This window comes from Enhygromyxa salina (assembly GCF_002994615.1).
Lineage (GTDB): Bacteria > Myxococcota_A > Polyangia > Nannocystales > Nannocystaceae > Plesiocystis > Plesiocystis salina_A.
The window spans coordinates 1-3,467 of the sequence record NZ_PVNK01000059.1 but is presented as its reverse complement, the minus strand read 5'-3'; the positions used below and the strand labels follow the sequence as shown (position 1 = coordinate 3,467).

Annotated in this window: 3 protein-coding genes; all 3 read left to right on the top strand. The window is 67.7% G+C overall.

The window, feature by feature from the left end:
- Window positions 1-82: 82 nt before the first annotated feature.
- The 3 genes from rplC to ENSA5_RS05390 all read left to right on the top strand — a co-directional run bounded on the left by rplC (window position 83) and on the right by ENSA5_RS05390 (window position 2,927).
- Window positions 83-757: a 50S ribosomal protein L3 gene (gene rplC, locus ENSA5_RS05400; RefSeq protein ID WP_106390484.1), complete on the top strand. Its 675-nt coding sequence runs from the start codon at window positions 83-85 to the stop codon at window positions 755-757.
- 10 nt (window positions 758-767) lie between these two features.
- Window positions 768-1,412, top strand: coding sequence for an SAM-dependent methyltransferase (locus ENSA5_RS05395; RefSeq protein WP_106390482.1), 645 nt, complete (start codon window positions 768-770; stop codon window positions 1,410-1,412).
- A gap of 570 nt (window positions 1,413-1,982) precedes the next feature.
- A complete protein-coding gene (locus tag ENSA5_RS05390) occupies window positions 1,983-2,927 on the top strand; it encodes a hypothetical protein (protein ID WP_106390480.1) in 945 nt (314 codons plus the stop codon).
- The last annotated feature ends 540 nt before the right edge of the window (window positions 2,928-3,467 follow it).

The window sequence follows — 3,467 nt, the reverse complement described above, 5'->3', positions numbered from 1 at the left end:
CCCATCATCCGCCCCCGGCACCCCTGCGGCCCCTCGCGATCCTGCGATGCACGCACATGCCCCCCAAGAAAAGGAGGCACCCATGAACCGTCAGATGGGACTGCTTACCAAGAAGCTCGGCATGACCGAGTACTACAACGAAGATGGCGACCGCATCTCGGTCACCGTGCTCCTCGCCAAGGGCAACGTCGTCCTCGGCCACCGCACCGTCGAGCGCGACGGCTACAGCGCCCTGCAGCTGGCCTTCGACGACCAAAAGCCCAGCCGCCTGAGCAAGCCCAAGCTCGGCCAGTTCAAGAAGATCGAGGCCGCCCCCAAGCGCAAGATCCGGGAGTTCCGGGTCCCCGCCGAGGTGGCTGAGAAGTACCCGATCGGCAGCGAGGTCCCCCTCGAGGTGTTCGAGGCCGGGCAGGTCGTCGACGTGACCGGCACGAGCAAGGGCAAGGGCTACCAGGGCGTGATGAAGCGCCACGGCATGCGCGGCGAGAAGCGGACCCACGGTCAGCACGAGGTCTACCGCCACGGCGGATCGATCGGCTGTCGCCTGACCCCCGGCCGCGTGCTCCCCGGCAAGGCCATGGCCGGCCAGATGGGCAACGCGACCGTGACCGTCCAAAACCTCAAGATCGCCAAGGTCCTGCCCGAGAAGGGCCTGATCCTCGTGCGTGGGCCGGTCCCCGGCGGCAAGAACGGCTACGTGCAGGTGCGTCACGCCGTGAAGTCCGCGATCCGAGCCCGGCACGGCAAGAAGAACTGAGCTCGACCCCGTGGCCACCCGCAAGGGCCTCGGCGACAAGCGCAATCGCCACGACCCCGCGTACCTCCGCGCCAAGCGAGAGAAGTACGCGGGGCGAGCGATCTACAAGCTCCAAGAGATCGACCAGCGCTTTCGCCTGATCAAGCCAGGAACGCAGCTGCTCGACCTCGGCTGCTGGCCCGGCTCGTGGCTGCAGTACGCCGTCGGCAAGACCGGGACCGAGGCCACCCTCGTCGGCGTCGATCTGGTCCCCGTCGAGATCGCGCTGCCGGCCAACGTCCAGACGATCGTCGGCGACGTCACCAAGCTCAAGCTCGACCGCCTCGTCGAGCGCTTTGGTCGCTTCGACCTCGTGCTCAGCGACATGGCGCCCAACACCACGGGCAACAAAGACTTCGACATCCCCACGAGCGAAGATCTGTTCCTGCGCGCGCTCGACATCGCCTCGGCCAGCTTGCGGATCGGCGGCCACTTCTGCGCGAAGGTGTTCCAGGGCGGCCGCTTCCCCGAGCTGCTGCGCGAGGTCGAGTCGCGCTTTCAGCAGGGTCGCGCCTACCGCTGCGAGCACACCCGCAAGCAGAGCCGAGAGCAATACATCATCGGCCGCGGGCTCAAAGCCACGGTCGCGCGCGCGCACGATCCGACCGAGGGTTGAGCCGTGAACGCGTGAAGCCCAGCTCGCGAGGCGGGCTGGGCTTCCTGGTCTCGGCTCATCCGTGAGCCGCTTCGACCGTCGCTGGACGAGCGCTAGGCGAGCGAAGACAACGCGTCTTCGTGGAGGCGAGCGCGTGGCGAGCGACCGGACTTGACCCGGGAACGCGGCACGGGGGCGTCCTCTCGGGCACGTCGCGCGCGGTTGTTGGAGCGGCGGAGCAGCATGTCGGCAATGAAGAACATTTTTACCTTCCTTGGCGCGGGGGGCGTGGGGTGCTCCCCGAGTTCGATTTCACTGTACAGACGTGTCGAACCCGCGTCAACAGTATCACTGAAATTTTTCCACTGACACGGATCAGGTCAACAACGGCCCAAAGCCGAGCAGACCGCCATATTCGGCGGAGCTGAACGCACTCGGGCTGTCCTGGGGACCGAGCAGCTCGAAATTGAGCACAACAAAGATTCCAGTCTCACTAAACCCAGACCGAGAACTGGGCTGACAAAGATTCCAGTCAGGCTGTACCAACCATCGCTGCATCCCTGGCTCGGACAGCTTGGCTATGATCGGCGCGTGTTCGCGCTCGACACGCTGCTGCTGACCTCGGCGTTGGCGCTCACCCAGGTCGAGTCCGCCCCCTGCCCTGCGTTTCCCGCGGATCCGGCCGAGCTCATCCCCACGGGGGCGAGCGCCGTGCTCGGGGTCGACGTGGACGCGCTCGCCCAGACCTCGACTGGCAAGGCGCTCTTGCCTGCGCTGAGGGCCGACCTTCAGCTCGCCGAGCTCCTCGAGATCCTCGACGACTGCGAGATCTCGCTCGAGCGCACTTACGCGCTGACCCTGGCCCGCGACCCGGGCGATGGACGCCTGGCGATCGTGCAGGCCCGCGGCCTCGGCACCGACGCGACCTTGCGCTGCCTCGCCCGCCAGCTCCGGGCCCGGAACGAGGGCCTCGATCCCTGGCGAGCCGAGCCAGGCACCTGCAGCACCCGCTTGGCCGTCGCCGACGGCTCCCGGGCCTGGATCATCAACGACTACACCATCGTCTGGGCTCGCGGCGCCTTCGTGGCGCCCACGGGAGCGCGGCTCGAGGGCCTCGAGCCCCTCGCCTTGCCGGCCACGCTGGCCGACGAATTTGACCGCCTCGACCGCAGCGGCCATCTCTGGCTGGCCGCGCTCCTCGACGACGCCGACCGTCGCGCGCTCCCGGGCGCCTGGGCCTCGAACACCCAGTCCCTGACCGCCGCCGTCGATCTCTCCGAGGGCTTGCGCGCGGTCGTCTCGCTCTCGGCCCCCGACGTCGCCACGACCGCCACCATCCGCGAGCTCGTCCTCGCAACCTTCGCCGAGCTCGCCGATCGCCTCGACAGCTACGGAGTCGAGCACCAGCTCCGCGAGCGCGCCCGGGTCGGGATCGTCGCGGGCGTCGTCGCAGCCGAGATCTTTATCGACGAGCGCGAGCTGCGTTCGATCCGCGCCAAGATCGGCCAGCGAATCCAAGGCCGCGGGCTCCTTTAGGAGCTCCTTTAGACCCCCCCGACCGTCAGCAACTCTGCCACGCACGGCCGCAAGCGGCCGGTCGGTCGGTCGCTCCGCTCCCTCCCTCGGTGGGCTGGCATGAGCTTCGCCGTGGTCTCCGTGGCCCCCTAAGAGGGGGCTCCTTTAGAGTCCCCGGGCCGTCTGCAACTTTGCCACGCACGGCCGCCGAGCTGGCGCCCAGCGCTTCCGAGCGGAGCCCCCCTCAAAGAGCAGAGCGCAAAAAGGCTACAGGAGCTCCGTGTTCGGGGTATCGCCGTACGAAAAGCACCTTCGACGCCCAACCCACCGACATGCTGATGTCGCACCAAGAGCCCTCTGCACCCCAGATGGAGAGGCGACGCCCCGAACTCGGACCTCCTGTCGCCATGCGCGGGGCCCCATCGGCCACGACTCAGCCTCATCAACGAACACGAGCCGCCCCCCCAGCGCGTCCGAGCGGGGTCACCCACCGCAAAGAGCAGAGCGCAAAAAGGCTACAGGAGGTCCGTGTTCGGGGTATCGCCGTACGAAAAGCACCTT